This window comes from Vescimonas fastidiosa, from assembly GCF_018326305.1.
GTDB lineage: Bacteria > Bacillota > Clostridia > Oscillospirales > Oscillospiraceae > Vescimonas > Vescimonas fastidiosa.
In genome coordinates this window covers 853,765-871,361 of record NZ_AP023415.1, presented here as the reverse complement: position 1 = coordinate 871,361, position 17,597 = coordinate 853,765, and the positions used below count along the sequence as shown (strand labels likewise).

17 protein-coding genes are annotated in these 17,597 nt (G+C 49.8%); 12 read left to right on the top strand and 5 right to left on the bottom strand.

Annotation, left to right across the window (positions count from 1 at the left end):
• The first annotated feature begins 31 nt into the window (after positions 1 to 31).
• From KI236_RS04230 to KI236_RS04210, 5 genes are all read left to right on the top strand, one after another.
• Positions 32 to 4,096 carry an MSCRAMM family protein gene (locus KI236_RS04230; RefSeq protein WP_212819592.1) on the top strand — a complete coding sequence of 1,355 codons (4,065 nt, stop codon included), beginning with the start codon at positions 32 to 34 and terminating at the stop codon, positions 4,094 to 4,096.
• 106 nt (positions 4,097 to 4,202) lie between these two features.
• Positions 4,203 to 4,532 carry a hypothetical protein gene (locus KI236_RS04225; protein WP_212819590.1) on the top strand — a complete coding sequence of 110 codons (330 nt, stop codon included), beginning with the start codon at positions 4,203 to 4,205 and terminating at the stop codon, positions 4,530 to 4,532.
• Positions 4,533 to 4,576: 44 nt separating this feature from the next.
• Positions 4,577 to 4,981, top strand: coding sequence for a zinc-finger-containing protein (locus tag KI236_RS04220; protein ID WP_212819588.1), 405 nt, complete (start codon positions 4,577 to 4,579; stop codon positions 4,979 to 4,981).
• 17 nt (positions 4,982 to 4,998) lie between these two features.
• Positions 4,999 to 5,607 carry a sigma-70 family RNA polymerase sigma factor gene (locus tag KI236_RS04215; RefSeq protein WP_212819586.1) on the top strand — a complete coding sequence of 203 codons (609 nt, stop codon included), beginning with the start codon at positions 4,999 to 5,001 and terminating at the stop codon, positions 5,605 to 5,607.
• Between the two features lie 39 nt (positions 5,608 to 5,646).
• A complete protein-coding gene (locus tag KI236_RS04210) occupies positions 5,647 to 6,336 on the top strand; it encodes a hypothetical protein (RefSeq protein WP_212819583.1) in 690 nt (229 codons plus the stop codon).
• Between the two features lie 57 nt (positions 6,337 to 6,393).
• Here KI236_RS04210 and KI236_RS04205 read toward each other — a convergent pair whose 3' ends face one another.
• The 5 genes from KI236_RS04205 to KI236_RS04185 form a co-directional block, all read right to left on the bottom strand.
• Positions 6,394 to 7,905, bottom strand: a complete 1,512-nt coding sequence (locus KI236_RS04205) for a recombinase family protein (protein WP_212819581.1) — start codon at positions 7,903 to 7,905, stop codon at positions 6,394 to 6,396.
• A gap of 94 nt (positions 7,906 to 7,999) precedes the next feature.
• On the bottom strand, positions 8,000 to 8,191 hold the full coding sequence (locus tag KI236_RS04200) for a hypothetical protein (RefSeq protein ID WP_020225665.1): 192 nt from the start codon (positions 8,189 to 8,191) through the stop codon (positions 8,000 to 8,002).
• A gap of 69 nt (positions 8,192 to 8,260) precedes the next feature.
• A complete protein-coding gene (gene mobV, locus KI236_RS04195; protein WP_118299177.1) occupies positions 8,261 to 9,202 on the bottom strand; it encodes a MobV family relaxase in 942 nt (313 codons plus the stop codon).
• 183 nt (positions 9,203 to 9,385) lie between these two features.
• Positions 9,386 to 9,781: a replication initiator protein A gene (locus tag KI236_RS04190; protein WP_117532792.1), complete on the bottom strand. Its 396-nt coding sequence runs from the start codon at positions 9,779 to 9,781 to the stop codon at positions 9,386 to 9,388.
• A gap of 111 nt (positions 9,782 to 9,892) precedes the next feature.
• Entirely contained in the window at positions 9,893 to 10,306 is a 414-nt protein-coding gene (locus KI236_RS04185) for a cysteine-rich VLP domain-containing protein (RefSeq protein ID WP_212819579.1), read from the bottom strand.
• Between the two features lie 375 nt (positions 10,307 to 10,681).
• On the opposite strand from KI236_RS04185, the gene KI236_RS04180 reads away from it, so the two are divergent.
• From KI236_RS04180 to KI236_RS04150, 7 genes are all read left to right on the top strand, one after another.
• Positions 10,682 to 11,161, top strand: coding sequence for an imm68 putative immunity domain-containing protein (locus KI236_RS04180; protein ID WP_020225661.1), 480 nt, complete (start codon positions 10,682 to 10,684; stop codon positions 11,159 to 11,161).
• A 34-nt stretch (positions 11,162 to 11,195) separates the two neighbouring features.
• Positions 11,196 to 11,996, top strand: coding sequence for a helix-turn-helix domain-containing protein (locus tag KI236_RS04175; RefSeq protein WP_212819578.1), 801 nt, complete (start codon positions 11,196 to 11,198; stop codon positions 11,994 to 11,996).
• Positions 11,997 to 12,023: 27 nt separating this feature from the next.
• Positions 12,024 to 12,767 carry a DUF6882 domain-containing protein gene (locus tag KI236_RS04170; protein ID WP_147601177.1) on the top strand — a complete coding sequence of 248 codons (744 nt, stop codon included), beginning with the start codon at positions 12,024 to 12,026 and terminating at the stop codon, positions 12,765 to 12,767.
• 647 nt (positions 12,768 to 13,414) lie between these two features.
• Entirely contained in the window at positions 13,415 to 13,792 is a 378-nt protein-coding gene (locus KI236_RS04165) for a hypothetical protein (RefSeq protein ID WP_212819576.1), read from the top strand.
• Between the two features lie 366 nt (positions 13,793 to 14,158).
• Positions 14,159 to 15,859, top strand: a complete 1,701-nt coding sequence (locus tag KI236_RS04160) for an AAA family ATPase (protein ID WP_228738081.1) — start codon at positions 14,159 to 14,161, stop codon at positions 15,857 to 15,859.
• A gap of 369 nt (positions 15,860 to 16,228) precedes the next feature.
• The gene (locus KI236_RS04155; RefSeq protein WP_212819574.1) at positions 16,229 to 16,645 is read left to right on the top strand and encodes a single-stranded DNA-binding protein; all 417 of its coding nucleotides are present in this window, start codon (positions 16,229 to 16,231) and stop codon (positions 16,643 to 16,645) included.
• A gap of 99 nt (positions 16,646 to 16,744) precedes the next feature.
• Positions 16,745 to 17,584, top strand: a complete 840-nt coding sequence (locus KI236_RS04150) for a hypothetical protein (protein WP_212819572.1) — start codon at positions 16,745 to 16,747, stop codon at positions 17,582 to 17,584.
• The last annotated feature ends 13 nt before the right edge of the window (positions 17,585 to 17,597 follow it).

Here is a 17,597-nt window from a genome sequence, read left to right as displayed (position 1 = left end):
CTTTTCTCTTTCAAGAAAGGAAAGAACCATCATGACAAAGAAAAAGCTTAGCTTCAAAAAATGGCTGTCCATGCTTTTGACCGCCGTAATGCTGGTGGCCGCTTTGCCCATCAGTGCCTTTGCGGCGCCCGCTTCGGGAATCCCGGCGAATATGCTGGATAATGTCTATCTGGATGCCCTCGCCTATACCGGCTACAATGTTCAGGCCCAAAAGGACGATGGCACGATCTTTATAAAGACCGGCAGCTCGGTGTCCGCCTCAATTCGTTCGGGTATCGGCTACGGCACAGGCCCGTCCGGCTTTGAAACCAATTCCGGCGGCGTACCGGATATTGCCAGATTCCGTTCACACGGACTCTGCTGTGCCTCCTATGTCAGCTATGTTTATTACAACTATATGCCGAATGTGGCGCATATCAATACCGCCACTGTGCCTTGCCCATCCAACCCGAGATCGGCAACCGCCTATAACACTGCGGCGAACGGCTGGGTAGACAGCGGCAAGGCCAGACGCATCAGCTTTACGCAAAGCTCGGACGGAAGTAACTTCAATCCTTCCGAGGAAATCCCCATCGGGTCGTTGATCGTCTTCAAGCATATCCCGACGGGCAGCATTGCCCATGTGGCAATCTATGCAGGCTATTATAACGGCAAACACTTCGTCACCCATGTCGGCAATGACCGAGGCCCTGAATTTTCTACCATCGTCGGTATGAGCAAGGGCGATTACCCCGAGGCGGTCGTGCAGGTCGTCGTACCGGAATTTGTAGAGGCCTACGGGTCCATTGAAGTGCAGAAAAACGATACCAACGGCAAAGGCCTTGCCGGAGCCTACTTCGTTGCAACATCACAGAAAGACGGCACACAGTATCTGATCGGCCCGACCGACGCCGGCGGTCACGGCTCCAGCATCGAGCGCATCCCCTATGGGCAGTACACGGTAAAGGAAACGGTATTCCCGGCAAACTACCGTGCCTACGGGCAGACCGAGTGGACAGTCACTGTCAGCGCCGCCAATAACGGCGTTGTCAAATTTACCGCTGTGAATGAGGAAATTCCCGGAAATGTGAAGATCGTCAAGGAGTCCGAGGACGGCAAGATCAGCGGTATCCGGCTGAATATCTCCGGCAATGGCGTGAACGAGGATGTTGTCACCGGCTCTGACGGCGGCATTACCGTAAAGAACCTGAAGCCTGGCACCTATACCGTGTCCGAATACGAATATGAGGGCTATGTGCCGCAGCCGCCGCAGGCCGTCACCGTCGTTTCCGGCGGCACTTCCATCGTAACCTTCAGCAATCTTCTGCAGCGTGGCAATCTTGTTGTGACGAAAACATCCGAGGATGGCTTGGTCGAGGGCCATGAGTTCCGCTTGTACGGGACTTCTACTACGGGACAGCAGGTGGATATGTACGCTGTTTCTGACAGCAGCGGAAAGGCAACCTTCAAGGATGTGCCCGTAGGTACCTACACACTTTCCGAAGAAAACACGGCTGCCCGCTATGTTATTCCGGAGGATCAGACCGTAACGGTCACATGGAAAGAAACAGCCGAAGCCGCCGTAGACAACACCTTGAAAAAATGGCGTGCGGATATTTACAAGCTGGATGCCGAACACGCTGACTGCAACGACCAATCGGCAATGCCGAAGCTGATGGCAGCCGATGATTACGAATACAAAAGCGCGGAAGATCTCGGCTATCCCTACGGTTACACCCGCGGAGACGCTACGCTTGAGGGCGCTGTTTACGGCGTGTATCAAAACGGCGAGCTGGTGAAGACCTACACGACCGATAAAGACGGATATATCCTGACCGACTATTTCCCCTGCGGAGACGGCTGGACGATCCGTGAGATCACACCGAGCGAAGGCTATTTGCTGGATGATACGATCTACCCGGTGGGCGCCTATCCCGAAAAGTATTCCGTCGAGTATAACACGCTGACGATGGATTTGTATGAAACACCCATTAAAAGCAATATCGTGCTTGTGAAGCATTCGGACAATGGCGACACGCAGATCGAAACGCCGGAAGCGGGCGCACAGTTTAAGATCTGGCTCAAATCGTCCGGCTCCTATGATGCCGCCGATGAAACGGAGCGTGATCTCATTACCATTGACGCGCACGGCTTCGGCGTATCCAGGGACCTGCCCTACGGCACCTATATCGTAGAACAGATCTCCGGCAAAGAAGGTGCGGAGCTGCTGCCCGCCTTTGAAGTCTACATCAAGACTCATGCGGATATTTACAGCTATATCATCAACAACGCACCCATCACCGCCCTGATCGATGTGGTGAAAAAGGACGCCACGACCGGCAAGGTGATCCCCGCCGCCGGTATCGGCTTTAAGCTCCGTGACCTGCAAAGCGGTGATTTCATCACCCAGCGGATCAACTACCCCACGCCGATGGATATTGATGTCTTCTATACGGATAACACGGGACGCCTGCGCCTGCCCGAACCCCTTAGCTACGGCGAATATGAGCTGATCGAGCAGACCGTCGGCGGCGCGGAAGGCTATGTGCTGGACAGCACACCCGTGAAATTCAAGGTGGACGGCTCCGCCGAAGTAGTCGTTGTGGAAAAATACAACCAGCCGCAGATGGGAACGATCACGATTCTGAAGCGCGGCGAGGTGTTCTCCACAGTCACCGAGCAGGACGGCATTTATACTCCGCATTATGAAATGCAGGGCTTGACCGGCGCTGTGTTCGGCGTATATGCAGTGGAGGATACCTATACCTTAGACGGCACAAAGCGTTATTCCGCCGGAGAAAAGGTGGCGACTCTCACCACTGCGGCAGACGGCACGGCAACGAGTGAGCCGCTGTTCCTCGGAAAGTTTGAGCTGCGTGAGGAAAAGGCGCCTTACGGTATGGTGCTCTTAAAGGAGCCGGTACAAACGGAGCTTACCTATGCCGGTGAACAGGTTAAGATCACGACTGTTTCCGAAACCGCCGTCAATGAACGGCAGAAGGTCGTGATCAGCCTGCTTAAAAAGCTGGAATCCGATGATACCTACGGTGTCGGACTCGGTGAGGAATACAAGAACATTCGCTTCGGATTGTATGCTGCCGAAACCCTGACCGCTGCGGACGGCACGGAGATCCCGCAGGACGGATTGCTTGAGATCGTGGGCATCGACGAAAACGGACTTGCCGTATTTACGGTGGATGTTCCGGCCGGTGCCAAGCTCTATGTCAAGGAAGTGGCTACAGACGCACACTATCTTCTGTCGGATGCGGTCTATCCCGTTGCCTTTGATTACGAAGACGCTTCCGTTGCGGTCATTCAGTTGGTTATCAACAACGGTGAGGTGATCGAAAATACCATCATCCGAGGCAGCATTCACGGCTTAAAGGTGGATGAGGATCATACGCCCGTGTCCGGAGCTGTGTTCGGACTCTTCAAGGCGAATGAGACCGAGTTCACAGAGGAAAATGCGCTGGCAACGGCAACATCCGGTGAGGACGGTGTGTTCGTCTTTGAAAATATCCCCTATGGCGATTGGATCGTCCGTGAGCTGTCCTGCCCGGCGCATCTGGTGCTTTCAGAGGAAGCTTACAAGGTAACGGTATCCGAGATGGATCAGATCATCGAGATCACGGTCGTCAACAAATTCTTGACCGGCAAGGTGCAGGTCAGGAAGGTCAGCAGCAAGGATCACGATAAGCTGCTCAGCAGCGCAGAATTTGTGCTCTATCTGGATGTAAACGGCAACAAGGCCTATGATCCGGACATTGACACACTGTACGGCGAGCTTTCCGAGGCTGATACCGGCGTATATGAGATTGGCGGTCTGAAGCACGGCGGCTATCTGCTGCTCGAAACGAAGGCCCCCGACGGCTTTACAAAGGATGACCGCTACTTCTATTTCCGGATCCAAAAAGACGGTGAAACGGTCATCGTGGAAAATGAAATCGGCGTGGGCTTTACCAATGAACCGATTCCGACTCCGACACCCGAATACCCTGACTCTCCCAAAACCGGCGACGATTCAAAGCTTTGGCTTTGGATCCTGCTGGCAAGCGGGTCTTTGACCGTGCTCATTACCGTGAGCATTGTAAGCAGAAAAAAGCGGAAAGCGCTTTGACTTAACCGGCGGCAGACATCCTAAGCGGTGTCTGCCGCTTTTGCTTTATCTACCCTCCAGGGGGATCTTTATTGGAAAGTAGTATATTGAAAGCGAGGACACAAATATGCAGAATTCAAAAACACTATATCAGTTCCTGCAATCAACGCAGGGCTCATGGCGAAATGCCTTTTATGTAGATTGTATCGAGTGCCCCTATGGCCGAACCGATTGCGGCGGTCATCTGCTCACTGCCGATGCCGAGGGAACTCCGCTTCTTTTGCCGGTCTTGCTCTTTGAAAAGATGACCGGCGACAAGGTAGATAAGTTTGAGTGCGCTGCCATCATCGCAAAAGAGGCATTTGAAAAGCTGTTTCATAGCTGGCTGGTCTGGAATGTGACTGACCCGAACACCTGCAGCATTTTACAGACCATTCCGGAGGATCAGGGTACCTAATGCGTGTTATGTCCGCAAAAAGAAAGTATTGGAGGTTGAACCGAATGAAAAAGAAACAAATCCACTGTCCCTATTGCGGTGCCAAAGCATCGCTTCGCCCTGCTTCCGCAGTTTACGGCACGGCAACAAAGGTGCCGGACAGCTACCTGTATGTATGCGACCGCTATCCCCGCTGCGATTCCTATGTAGGCGCCCATAAGCGCACAAAGGAGCCGATGGGGACGCTCGCCAACGGTGATCTGCGCAACAAACGGATCCAGGCACACAAAGCGTTCGACTGGATGTGGAAGTCCGGGCTTATGACAAAGTGGCAGGCTTACAAGTGGATGCAGGGCAAGCTGGCACTGACGGATGAGCAGGCGCATATCGCTAAATTCAGCGAGTATATGTGTGACCGCCTGATCATTGAGTGCAACAGGGCACTGGAAAACCAAAGAATCGCCGCTTGAAAGGAGTGAGAGTCCAAATGAAAAACCTGACTCTAAACAGCCGACAGCAACGGCTTGTGGAGGAAAATCTAAGCGTCGTCCGGCACGCTATCCACAAAAACATCATCGTCAACGACAGCCTTTACGGCTTTGAATATGACGATCTGTACCAGGAGGGCTGCATCTGGCTGTGCAAGGCGGCCATCAGCTTTGATGAAACACGCAACATCAAATTTGCGACCTACGCCGAAAAGGTCGTTACCAACGGACTTCGTACATACTGCCGCCTGATGTGCGGCAAGCAAAAGCATCATATTTCACTTCCGGTCCAAAGTGAGCCGGAGGAGGACGGGCTTTCCATGGAGCAGTTGTCGAGTGCGGACGATACGCTGGACAGGTTGCTTGAGGAGCAGGACATCTGTATGCTGCTGCAAAACTGCAAGCGGCAGTATGCCGGCACTGCCCGCCTCGGTATTGAAGCGATCGAATGGAAGGTCAAGGGCTTGTCCGGTGCAGAGATCGCCAAAATGTATGGGGTCAAGCCGAATCTTGTGGGTGCGTGGATCTCCAGAGCTGCCGGACGGTTAAAGCAAAACCGTGATTTCATGCAGTATTTTGACCGCCCTGTTGAAATGGACAGCTCGTAAGTCGTATAAGAAGAATAAACGGAAAAATGAGGTGGTTTCATGAAGAAATTATATACCGCAGTCGGACGGATGCAGTTCAAAGGAAGAAACCGGGATATGCGCTGCCCGATGGTGCTTCTGAATAACAAGGAATACATTCTGGACATCCAGGAAATGATGATTTGGTCAATTCTGAACTGGCGTATCCTCTCTGATGATGAGATCAAAACGCTGTATGAAAACAAAGCACAGGAAACCGGCTATATGACGCACCGTTCTGCTGCGGAATGTATGCAGCGGCTGGTACGGCGCGGCCTGGTTGCCGAGGGCGAAGGCGAGCTCGGTGCGGACGCACTGTTCAATTTGCTTTCCGGCCTGTATGTTGTGCCGATTTCGGAAAGCCCGATCCTGCGGCTGATCTCCTTTATTCGACTGACGGTGTTTGAGCATATCCCGTATGCTGTCACCAAGCAGATCTTCCGCAGAGATAAGCGGAACAGTGATGAACAGAAGGTCATGCTGCTTGCAAACCAAGCGATGCTTTCCACGGCGGAAATGATCAAGTGTGCGGAGTTAAACACCTTTGCGTTCGACAGCGAGGATGAATTGATCGATACGCTTTATCACGACGAATACACGACAAGCGAAAACATCGCCCACAGCGTTCGCTTCCTGCCCCAGTGCCGTCCAGTCATCACTTCCGTAGCCAACCTGTACCTGCGAAAACAAATCATTTTTGAAAGGATGTAAAGTACAGTTTACAAGGGACTACACAGGGTAACGGTCTGACGGGAGGTGCGCCGCCCGTCAGATTTTCCATGTGATGTTCAAGCTGTCGCTTGTAGCGGCAACGGTGGTAATCATCAAATCTACCACCCGCCGCTTGTCGTCAAAGGATACATTGTCCCATGTGTCGAGGTAGCCGGAAATCTGGCTGACCTGTTCCGGGCTGATGGCTTCCACCGTCAACTCGGCTATCTGCTTCACAAGTTCCTGTTTGCGCCCGTCCAGTTCCGCTATCTTCACATTCACATAGGAGAGCAGAACATTGTTTGCACCCGTCAGACTGTCCACCAGCTTTTCAATCTCGCTGTCCACATGGAGAAGTTCCACTTGCAGGGCGGCAATTTTCGGGTTTGCCTTTGCCGCTTTCTTCCTGCCCGTCAGCGTCTTGTAGCTTGCCAGTTTCTTTACCATCTGCTGATAAACAACCGTTTCCAGCTCCGAAGTGATGATTTTCCCGCACCCGGCACAGCTTTTATTGTCCAGCCGTTTTGTGCAGCGGAGATATTGCTTTCCCACAGGATTGTTAATGCTCATAAGAGCATACCCGCAATTCCCGCATTTGATTTTTCCCGCCAGCCATGTATGGGTGGCTTTCCGGGCGGACTGGATTTTCATGTTGTTCATCAGCTTCTTGCGGCAGGCCAGCCATATATCCGCCGGGACAATGCCCTCATGGGGAGCCAGCACCAGCATTTGGTCTTTCAAGTCGTTTTTCTTGCTGGGCTTCACATCCCGTCCCTGATACAGATAACAGCCGTTTGTCCCCGTAAAGTCGGCAGCGTCATTGACAATGATTGTCCCTTGACTTTTGAAAAATTCGTACACATCAAGGTCTGCCTGCACATAGACAGGATTGCGTAACATCTGCGCCAGCGTGGGGCGTATTAGTTCCTTGCCGTTGAATAAAATTCCCTGTTCGGCAAAGTACCGGGTAATGTCCCCGTAGGAGGTTGTGGGCTGGGCGTACATCTCGAACATCAGCCGGATATTTGCCGCTTCGTCTGGGTTTACCACCAGCTTCTTTGTGTTGATACCGTCCATCTTGATTGGCTCTGTATGGAAGCCGTAAGGGGCTTTTCCACCCATCTTAAACCCTCGCTGGCTGCGGGAATAGTAAGCGTCCGTCACCCGCTTCTGTATCGTTTCCCTCTCAAGCTGGGCGAACACAATACAGATATTCAGCATAGCCCGCCCCATCGGAGTAGAGGTATCAAACTTTTCCGTAGAGGACACAAACTCCACATTGTATTGCTGGAACAACTCCATCATGTTGGCAAAGTCCAGAATGGAACGGCTGATACGGTCGAGCTTGTAAACCACGACCTTTGCTATCAAGCCCCGCTTAATGTCCCGCACCAGTTCTTGAAACTTCGGACGGTCTGTGTTCTTGCCGCTGTACCCTTTGTCTGTGTATTCCTTACAGTTCCCGCCTTTCAATTCGTATTTGCAAAACTCAATCTGGCTTTCAATGGAAATGCTGTCCTTTTTGTCTACCGATTGCCTTGCATAGATTGCGTCTATTCTGTTATTCATTTTGTCGCTCCTTTTCTTAAAAAAGAAACGGAGCTGCTGACAGTTCTATTATACCGCCAGCAGCCCCGTAAATCAACGATGGCTTCGGAAAACCTTACGCCCCGGCTTCCTCTTTCTGCCGCTTATCGGCATATTTGCGGAACACCTCATAAAGCTGCTGCTCCAGTTCCCGGCGTTTGGCCACTTCCTGTTCCGGCGTGAACACCGGGGAGAGGTTTTCCAGCGTGATTTCTTTTCCCTGAAAAGTCACGACCTCTGTTTCTTTTTTGTATCTGATATGCTCCATAGAACCTCCTGTATTCAATTTTCAAGGTACAATGCCGCACAGGGACGGCGTAAAAATCTGCTTATAAAATCACCTTTCCTTTGTGTGCCGCTGTTGCCGCTTCAACTCCGCCAGCACTTCCGGCGGGATACGGTCAACCAGCCGCTGTAAATTGTCCAGTTCGCTTTTCAGCTTTGCCCGTTCCATCGTATCTTTCATCTTGCCTTTTTCACTGGCTTTTGCCCTTGCTTCCAGCTTTTCATTTTCCGCTAACAGGTCATCGATTGTGACCTTGTATTTTTTCAACTGCCCGGAGAAATTCTCCATCTGTGGGAACCACTTTTTCAGCATGGAGAGGGCTTCCTCTTTTTTCTTTCCGGCATTCAGCGGATTAATGCCGTCCAGCGTGGCTTCAATGGCTCTGGCCTGCCGGGAGAGGGAAACCGCCTGTTTGAAAAGCCGGGTGGGGATATGCTTCCGGCCCGTCTTGCTGGCGCTTTCCCCACGCTCCAAGTCAGGATATTTCTCCACCATATAGGCGTGAAAATCGTCCTGCCACTTTGTCAGGTTTGCCCGGTTGCCGATAATCTCCTTTGCACACAGGCGGTTGTCCTTTGTCAGCGGAACAAAGGTCAAATGCAGGTGGGGCGTTTTCTCGTCCATGTGTACCACCGCCGACACGATATTTTCCCGGCCTACCCGCCCGATTAAGAAATCAGCCGCCCTCTGGAAAAATTCCTGTATCTCCTTTGGCGACTTCTTCTTGAAAAACTCTGGGCTGGCGGTAATGAGCGTATCGACAAACCGGGTGCTGTCTTTCCTTGTACGGCAACCGGCCTGTTCGATACGGTTTTGAATAAAATGATAGTACCTGCCCTCTGGCTTGATGATGTGGAAATTGTATTTGCTTCGGCTGGTATCAATGTCGGGGTTGCTGGCGTATTGCTCTTTCTGCCGTTCGTGATGGGCTTCCAGCGGCCTTGCCGGGTTGCCCTTGTGTTTCTCAAACCGCAAAATTGCGTGTTGTGCCATGAAACTCCTTTCCCCATTCCGTTCCTTTCCGGGACTTTTCCACAGGAAAATCCCGCAGAAAATATCTCGGATAGGATTGGAATGGATAGAATATAAATCAATCTTTTTATCTTTGTATTTCTATATACCGTCCGGTTTTCGTACTTCAAGAGGATTGATTTTCGTACTTGTCAGGTACGCTTTTCAGCCCTCCGGCGTACCAAAACGGGATTTCTTGAAGTCGGTGTTTGAAACCGCTTCATAGGATTTTGGGTAAATACAGTTGGGTTTTCCACAGCCCTGCTTCTTAATCTCAATCAACTCCGCATACTGCAATTCCCGCAGGGTGTTGACGGCTTTCTGCCGCCCACAGTGGAGCAGGGCGACCACCTCGCAGATTGGATAATACAGGAAAATGCGCCCGTATTCGTCCGCCCAGCCGTTTTTCCGGGATAGTTCTGTCCGGCGCAGGATAAAGGCGTACAGTATCTTCGCTTCATTGGACAGGGGCGTAAATGTAGGTGCTTCAAAGAGGAAATTCGGGAGCCGGGTGAAGCTGACCGATTTCTCCGGCTGATGAATATAAATCGTGTTTGTCATAGTGTGCTTTGTGGACAGTTAGAACGGCATTTCCGGGGGTGGACGATACTTTATACCACCTGCCCCGTTTTGGGGCTTGCAAAGCCTGATAAATCAAGGCTTTTTTCACTCCTAACTGTCCACAGCAGACCTCCTTTTCTGTTCACTTTCTGTTTTCTGCCGCCTGTGAACGCTGGCGGCACAGCCGGGGCAGTATTTTGCCCGGTTGGATTTTGGGACGAACACTCTGCCGCAGACCGCACAGCGTTTCAAGTCCTTATCCCGGAAAATCTCCGCTTTCAGCGTCCCGTCCAGCGGCAAAACCGCCCAGCGGAACCACTTACAGCAGACCGAGAAAGAAACCGTCTGCGGACAGGTGCAGGTGTCCCCATCGTCAAGAACGATGCAGTTGCCGTCCTCACAGCAGCAGCACTTCCGGCGTATCAGGCTGGCCGCCTGTTTCCTCTGCGCCGGTGTCATGCGGTAAAGGGAACCGTCCGGCCTGCGTTCCAGCGGTGGCAAGTCTTTATAGGGGTTATCTCTCATGCGTTCCCTCCATTTTTCGCTTTTGCCGTTCTCCCCGAAAAGGCTTCCTGCCCCATTCCTGCGGCGTGTTCCGGCGTTGGCACGCTCCCCACAGCTTCGGGACAAGTTCTCCCGAAGTGACCTCTGGACAAAGTGTCCAGAAGTCGGCTCCTTGCGGTGCTTCCCCTGCCGGGGTATTCCTTTTCGGACGGTCATTTGGTTTTCAAGGTGCTGTCCATCGATGAACTATCTCAAGTGTATACTTTTTTGATTGCCTGTGCCGTATGTCCGAAAGGTAGGAAATCAGCCCGGAAAACAAGCTATTTCCTCGCTCTCGGAATTGTGATATAATAAAAAAACAGAACGACAAAGCGGAAGTGATAAGGAGGAGATAAAATGTATATTAAAAAATATTGGTATAACTATATCGGTGGCACAGACGATAGCCTGACCTTGGTGGACTACCTCTATGACAAAGGCAAAACTGAAATACCTCTGAGTGAGATATTCAATGATACTGGCCTTAGCAAACTAAACTGGAATTTCCATATCTCACCCAATTTAGAATACATTGATTCGGAGGGACAATGTCACGAATTTTATTATGCTATTGATTTGGCAACTGATTTGGCAGCACTTATTCTTGAGAGTAAGAAAAGTGGTGGGTTCAATATAAAAAATCTGTTTGATGGGGAAAAACGAGATAGGTTTGTAAAAATCATAACTACGCCAGAGGAGGATCAAGCAATGAATCGGGCTTTAGCAGAGTTCTGTGCTTCTCCGCTCGAATATGATCTTCATGAAATGGTAGATGATGAAGATATGCTGGAAATGGCGAAAGACTGCGAAAATATCCGTAAGGAATTGTGCGAATAACTTTCAGATTATCAAGCAGACAAGGAGGGAGAGTATGGAACTATCCATACAAGAACGATTGAAAGACCTGCGTGTGGAACGAGGGCTGACGCTGGAACAGCTTGCGGAGGAAACCCACCTTTCCAAATCTGCTTTAGGCAGTTACGAGGGGGACGATCTCAAGGACATCAGCCACCATGCCCTTATCCATCTGGCAAAGGTTTATGAAGTGACCGTTGATTACCTGCTGGGACGCTCTAAAACAAAAAATCACCCAAACGCCGAGCTTGCAGACCTGCGTTTGAGTGATGATATGATTGAGCTGCTGAAAAGCGGGCTGATGGACAATTCTCTCTTGTGTGAACTGGCGACACACCCGGATTTTCCCCGGCTCATGGCTGACCTTGAAATCTATGTGAACGGCGTGGCGGTGAAGCAGGTGCAGGCCGCAAACGCCATAGTAGATACCATGAGCGCAACGATTATGAAGCAGCACAATCCCGGCCTGACCGACTCGCAGTTAAGGCAGCTTATCGCCGCCCATATTGACGATGACAGTTTTTGCCGCTATGTGATACAGCAGGACATAAACAAGATAGCTCTTGACCTGCGGGAAGCACATAAGGACGATTTTTTCAGCGTCCCGGAGGACAACCCGCTGGAAGATTTTTTACAGACCGCAGATGAAGTCGCCAGCGAGGGCAGCGACCCGGAGCAAGCGGCTTTGGCGTTTATCTGTAAGCGGCTCAAATTGAATTTGAAGAAGTTGTCCGAAGAAGAAAAGAAGTGGCTGAAAAAGATTGCACAGAAGTCGGACTTGCTGAAAAATCCAAATCCCCAGCGGGGGAGGAAATAAAAGAAATATATTACGGAGGAAATACAGATGAGATTTTGGGGCAAAGACAGAAAACAGGATAACAGAAAAAATATTTGGATTGAGCATCTCAATATTGATACAGGAAATTGGTTTCAAGTGTTTTCAGCTTGCTTAGGTAAAATGATAGCAATACAGACTGCTTGTAGTGAGCAGGTGGTAAAGGGGCAGGACTGGAATGTTGATTTTTCAGAGGGCGTAATACTTTTTGGAAATCAAAAGTATCCGCTTCAATTCATCGGAAGCGAGGCAACATCAAGTAACACATGGCTGTGGGGGTGGGAAAATGTCAATGGATTTTCCGAGAAAATTATTCAGGTAGCCACACACGCAAAAGTAGTGGGGGAACGCTGGAATTTAGAGCCACTAACGACAGCAGAATTTACATTGGACGATACATTCAACGGGCATAACCTGTCTATCGTAACTTGCGGCTTAGTTGATAAGTATTGTTATTACAGAGGTCCACATTCTGGTGGAGCAATTTTTGTTGCATTTTCAGGTGTTCCTGATAGTGTGTTTGCCTCCATCGATGTTCAAAAATTCGTATCTATAACGACGCAATGTATTCAACAATTTCATATTGATCACAAAATTTTTGTGGAGGGATTTCTCTCGTGGAACAATACGCAATATGAATGGAACAATCAAACATTACTCGCTCATTTTCAGCAAGATTTGAAAATTGACTTTGAACAAGTAAATAATTTTTGGCGTATTTGCGCTATGAATACCATTTTATCTGGAAAATAGCAAAGCCAGCCGAGCCAGTCAACGGTCAAGATGAACGGCACATTTTATGTGCCGCCGTTGACAGTCCTGCCCGTCTTTGCTGATGGGCAATCAAGACGGGAAAGCCCTAAAATGGCTTCCCACCCATTTCAATTTTGAAAAGAAAATCCGTCTGCTTTTTCGTAAGTGTGGCTATCTGTCTGGGACACTTTGTCCCATAGTTCGGCGCAGGACGAGGGACGGGGGCTTTCATATACGCCCTGTCTGCTGATGAAACCAGTCCTGCGCTTGCGGCTCCACGCCACGCAATCACAGCCCTGTTTTCCTGCCGTTTCAAATGCCCTTGCCCTCCCTGGTGGCAACCGCATTTTCGCAGCAACGCCGACAGAGCGTATAACACACTACACTTTGCAAGCAAAGTCGTGTGCCAAGGGGTAAGCCCCTTTGGAAACCCCAGACAACAAAACAGGCTGAATATCTCGCACTTTCCCGATGCTTGATACTCAGCCTTTATTTGTTGTCAGCAGCCCCCGTTTCGTGGTCTGCGTGTAGTTCCTTGTAAACTGACCTAAGTCATGGGTCAAATAAAAGGCGCACCGGCGCCGCTCAAGCGGAAGCTGTTCCTTACCGGGATCATCGGAGCCGGATGCCTGCTGATTGGTGTTTCAATGTGTTTCATACTGAAGGACCGGATCATGCTGTTTCTGAGCCTTGCGGTATTTGTGGCCAGCGCCGGCAGGGCGCTGAGCTATTACCGCATCATCACCGATAAAAGCTACGAGACCGTCGAGGGCGTCTGCGTTTCGGTCGTCCCTAAGCCGCTGCGCAAATACCGTAAGATCAAAATTATGGACGGCGACGGTAACGAGTCTACTATGCTGCTCGGTAAGCAATCAAAGGTGAAGATCGGCTATCGATATCGGTTCTATTTCAAGGAAACGCAGCATATTTCTCTCGGCAGCGAGTATCTCAATTCCGCTATGTCCTCAGATCATTTCCTCGGGTATGAGGAGTTGGGTGAGTTTACGGCCGAAGCAACTGAATAATACCACGGAGGCGCTTCTGTAATAGCATTGACACATTTAGAAGCGCCTCATTTGAATGTTATATTAAAACCGCAAATTCGACTCAAAATATCAAGTTTCGCACCGATTGTATTGTTCTTTTTATCTTGACATCTACTTTGATCTCTGCTATAATGTTGACATGATATAGTAGGAACGGAGGAATCTTTTGTGAGCTATATGGATGTTAAGACTGCAGCTGACCGTTGGGAATTGACCGAAAGAAGAATTACCACGCTCTGCAGAGACGGACGCATTGCGGGTGCGAAAAAGGAAGGAGGCTTATGGCTTATTCCTGACGACGCTGAAAAACCAGCGGACGGCCGCAGAAATAAGTCTTCACGAGCTATGAAAACAACCGCCAAATTACCTTTACCCATTGGTGTGTCCGATTTCAAGGAATTGGTTTCGGGATACTATTATGTGGATAAGACCCTGATGCTCAAGGAGTTTATCGATTCCAAGCCCAAGGTTTCTCTTTTTACCCGTCCAAGACGCTTCGGAAAAACATTGGCAATGGATATGCTGAAAACCTTCTTCGAGGTTAGCGACACGGATACCTCCAAGTATTTCAAGAATAAAAAGATTTGGAGCTGCGGCGAGGAGTACCGTCGTGAGCAAGGAAAATACCCGGTCATCTTCGTTACCTTTAAGGATATTAAGTTTGCAACATGGGAACAGACCTATACGGCGATTCGTGAGATCATTGCAAATGAGTATCTGCGCCACGATGTTTTGCTGACGAGTGACAAGTGCAATGATTTTGAAAAGGACTATTTCCGTAAGGTCGTTGACGGAACGATCACGGAAGTCAGTATGGCAAGAGCTTTCCTGGAGCTTTCGCACATGCTCAATAAGCATTATGGCCGTCCCGCTGTCATTATCATTGATGAATATGATACGCCTATCCAGCAGGGCTACACGGAAGGATACTACGAACAGATCACCGGCTTTATGCGTAATCTTCTGTCCGGCGCCTTCAAAGATAACTCGAACCTTTCCTATGGATTCCTAACTGGCATTCTTCGTGTGGCAAAGGAAAGCATTTTCAGCGGTCTCAACAACTTGAAGGTAAACTCCATTCTCGAAGACCGCTACAGTGAATATTTCGGCTTTACCAAAGACGAGATCCGAGACATCATGGAGTATTACGGCCGAACGGATAAGTATGAGGAGATCTGCGAGTGGTATGACGGCTATCGCTTTGGCGATACGGACATTTTCAATCCCTGGTCCGTTCTCAATTATATGGATGAGAATTGCTCGGCAAAAGCCTATTGGCAATCCACGGGAGATAACAGCATCATCCGACAGATCGTTGCGGAGGCAGACGATGAGACTGCAGACAATCTCCGCAAATTGATGCAGGGACAAATGGTTTCCTCTTATGTGGACACCTCTGTTATCTATCCCGAAATCAGGAATAATCCGACAACGATCTACAGCTTCCTGCTTTCTGCCGGCTATCTGAAGGTCGTAAAAAAGGATGAACTGCACGATGGAAATGCCATCTGCGACATTGCCATACCGAATAAAGAGATTTTCTATGTCTATGAAAAGGAGATCCTTTCTGCACTGACGAATGTGATCTCCCAGTCAACCGCTATTGCGATCCAGCAGGCCATTATAAAGCAGGATGTTCCGAAACTGCAGGATAATCTGCAGAAGCTGCTGCTGAATTCCATCAGTTCCTTTGACTATGCCCATGAGAATTTCTATCACGGACTTATCCTCGGGATCTGTGCAATCATGAATAACCTCTATCGTGTGGACTCCAACAGAGAATCTGGCCACGGCAGATACGACATTCAGCTAAGACCTTACGACAAGAAAATGCCGGGTATTATCATAGAACTCAAGGTGTTAAAGGACGGCGTTGCCGAATCTCGCATTGACAGTGAGCTTGAAGCTTCCGCCAAGGAGGCCCTGGCACAGATTGAAAGACAGCAATATGTTACGGCGATGAAGCAGCAAGGCATTACCCATTTCTTCAAGGTTGGTGTTTCCTTCTACAAGAAGCATGTCAAATTGCTGAGCGACACCGAATAAGCTACGCGATTGACTTCCATGCTTAATTTATCTTTCAGAATAAGCGTGGAAGTCAATTTTGCGTATAAAGAATACTTCGGTGTGCCCCGACGCATGGGAATAACCGGTAGTTTCAAGCATATCAAAACCCGAAATATCTATATATAGACTTTACAGACTTGACAATCACAATATATAGTGGTATAATACCCTTGTAATTGATTTTTGTGCGTTTCTCCGTAAGGAGTATCGTGGTACAGTGCCACATTGCACAGAGCGTTAAGTTTGTAATTCAGTGCCGACAGTACGGTTCTGCCCTTATGGGCGAAGGAATCGTTTGCCGGCACTTTTTTATATAGATATTTCAGCCGTAAGGCAGAAAGGAGAAGAATGGCACAGGTAAATGTTATCGGTCGGATAACTGCCGATCTGGAGCTGAAGACCAGTGAAAAGAGCAACCCGTATGTACGCTTTGACATTGCCGAGAATATCGGCAGCCGTCAGGCCCTGCATACACAATATTTTCAGGTTTGTGCATGGGGTGAGGACGCCAACAGGCTGATGAAAGCCCATGCAAAAAAAGGAAGCCTTATCTGGGTGACAGGCTCGCTGGAGCTTGAGCCGTACACCAAGCGTGACGGTATTTCCATAGATAAGCGTATGAAAATATTGCTCGATAACTGGGGCTTTGTTCCCGTCGGCAGAGGCGGATCCTCAAAGCAGGAGCCGACACCGCCCGAGCCGAAAATACCGCCAAAACAGGAATATGACGGTATTGACGGAGAAAGAGACGCATTGCCGGGATAATTTCCGGCGCCGAGAGGAATCGTTGTGTTTTTAGGAAGAAAATGCAGCGGTTCCTCTTTTTTTATTTTCAGAGAGAACAACAAAGAAAGGATGAACCGAATGAGAAAAAAGAAAAACCTATGGTCCGGCGTTTCGATACTTATTGTCGCAGTGCTGGTCATCACAGCCTTTATCCGTGGAAATGCGCAGGCGTGGCTTCTTGCCGCAGCCTTTGTCATTTGGGCGGTATGGGCAACCTGCTATTTCCTTGTTCCGTATATCAAGGAGGAGTTCCACAGGCGGGAGGCAAAGCGCATCCGCAGAAAATGCGAAAAGCAGGATGCGGCCTTCGACCGATTCATTATCCCCGAAGTGTCCGACCCTGTGGAGCAGGTACTGCTTCGCCATGCCAATTATCGCATTTCAGCCTATCTGCAATCGGTATACCCCAACGCAACCTGGGAGTGGCGTGAGGAATTCCCGGAACGGATCATAGCAAAGGGCGGCACCGGACGAGTCAAGCTGTTCGGGGTGGACGGTTATAATTTTGCTGATGTGACATTTGACCAGAATGGCGGTATCAACTGTGCGCTTGTGAATATCGTACCGTTGAAGCAGCCGAATGCCCCACACCCCTCTGTGTCCGATACTGAGGATACCGCTGAAGCTCCGGCAGCTATGCCGAAGCAGCCGGATCCGGTCGATCCGCAGGTGTGGTATGAGGTACAGGGCCGCAAGGTGCTGGAAGCCTTGATTACCGACCTTCATTCCCGGGGATATAACAGCCTGACCATTCGTGAAAACGGCGATATTGCGATTCAGCAGGCCGACAGCGAAAAGGTCAGGACTGCCTTTGAAAGCGTCCCGGAAAAGCCCTATTGGGCAAGGCTTTGCAAGGTCTTTGAGCGTGAAGGTATGGCGGCAAATATTACAGATGGCGGCATCCTGCTTTCTTGGTAATGCAGGATACAGC